Source organism: Kitasatospora sp. NPDC050463 (assembly GCF_040655255.1).
Taxonomy (GTDB): Bacteria; Actinomycetota; Actinomycetes; order Streptomycetales; family Streptomycetaceae; genus Kitasatospora.
The window spans coordinates 1-1,766 of sequence record NZ_JBFAJO010000215.1; the positions used below are offsets into that span (position 1 = coordinate 1).

At 71.6% G+C, this 1,766-nt stretch carries 2 protein-coding genes; one reads left to right on the top strand and one right to left on the bottom strand.

Features of this window, described 5'->3' with window-relative positions; all coding sequences use genetic code 11:
- The coding region (locus tag AB0J08_RS41575) for a TetR/AcrR family transcriptional regulator C-terminal domain-containing protein (protein ID WP_360645399.1) at nt 1-604 on the bottom strand (604 nt) is incomplete at its 3' end.
- A 108-nt stretch (nt 605-712) separates the two neighbouring features.
- Between AB0J08_RS41575 and AB0J08_RS41580 the strand changes: the two genes are divergently transcribed.
- Nucleotides 713-1,766 (top strand): NAD(P)/FAD-dependent oxidoreductase (locus AB0J08_RS41580; RefSeq protein WP_360645402.1); only part of this gene is annotated, 1,054 nt, incomplete at its 3' end.

The window sequence follows — 1,766 nt, forward strand, 5'->3', positions numbered from 1 at the left end:
TCGCCGCCGCGTGTACGAACGGGTACCGGCCGGGGTCGATCTGCGTCCATTGCGTGGCGGCGTTCTCCAGGAAGGTCTCTCGGTCCGTGTCGCTGTCTGCGCGGAGCCGTGCGTTCGCGGCGTTCTGCGCCGCGACGCCGAGGACGTAGTTCACGAGCGTGCCGGCCGCGTCGAAGCGCGCTTTTCCGGGGACGTCGAGGGCGTCCAGCAGGCGGCCGATGCTCTCGTAGAAGTCCAGCAGCGCGGGCCGCCACGGTTGGCGGGAGAGTTCGGCCCCGACCCAGGGATGGGCGTCGATCGCATCGAACAGGCCGAGGGCGAGGCGGCGCAGAGCAGTGCGCGGGTCCGCATCGGCGACCGCGCCGGACAGCACGCCGGTGATGACGTCGTCAGTGGCCGTCGCGAGCAGATCGCTCTTGTCCGCGACGTGGTGGTAGATCGCTCCGTAGCCCGTGCTCAGGCGCACCGTGAGTGCGCGCAGCGTCAGCGCCTTCTCGCCGCCGCTGTCCAGGATCTCGATCGCGGCCTGGATGATCAGCCCCCTCGACAGGCTGTCCGCCCGCCGCGGGGCCCGCGCAGATCCCGTCGCCGTTCTCTTCACCATGACCCCAGCATCCCATGAATGGAGCGCCGATCCAACTTCGTGTTAGCGTCATTGGAGTGGCGATCCAATATGCCTCGACGCACCCCGCGAGGGGCTAGGGAGAAAACCATGACGACACCGGTCACGATCATCGGAGCAGGCCTGGGCGGCCTGACGCTGGCCCGCGTACTGCACGTGCACGGCATCCCGGCCACGGTCTACGAGGCGGAGCCCGCGCCGGACGCCCGCCGCCAGGGCGGACTGCTCGACCTCCACCCCCACAGCGGGCAGGCCGCTCTGGAAGCGGCCGGCCTGATGGAGGAGTTCCACAAGCTGATCCTGCCGGGCCGCGAGGCGTACCGGGTCATGGACCAGGCGGGGAACGTGCTGCTCGACCTGCCCGACGACGGAACCGGCGAACGCCCGGAGGCACCGCGCGGCGAACTGCGGCAGATGCTGCTCGACTCCCTGCCCGCCGGCACCGTCCGCTGGGGCCACAAGGTCACCGCGGTGCGGGCCCTCGGCGAGGGTCGCCACCAGGTGGACTTCGCCGACAGCACCACCGCTGTCGCGGACCTGCTCATCGGCGCCGACGGCGCCTGGTCGCGGGTACGACCGCTGCTCTCCGAGGCCGCTCCGGAGTACTTCGGCGTCTGCAGCGTGGAGACGTTCCTCTTCGACGCAGGAACCCGCCATCCCGCCTCCGCGGAGGCGGTCGGGGCCGGATCGCTGTTCGCGCTCGCGCCGGGGAGGGGACTGCTGACCCACCGGGAGGGCGGCGGGACCCTGCACACCTACGCGCAGTTGAAGAAGCCCCAGGACTGGTTCGCCAGCCTCGTTCCCACCGATGCCACTGCCCTCACCGTGCGGGTCGCGAAGGAGTTCGACGGCTGGGCTCCCGAACTCACCGCCCTGATCACCGACAGCGACACCCCGCCGGCCCTGCGCCCCATCTTCACACTGCCGGCCGGGCACAGCTGGAACCGCGTACCGGGGGTGACCCTGCTCGGCGATGCCGCCCACCTCCGGGCGCCGAACGGCGAAGGCGCCAACCTGGCCATGCAGGACGGCGCCGAACTCGGCCGGGCCCTCGCCGCGCACCCCGGCGATGCGGAGGCCGCCCTCGCCGCGCACGAACAAGCCATGTTCGCCCGCGCCGCCGCCGTGGAAGCGGACGATGACG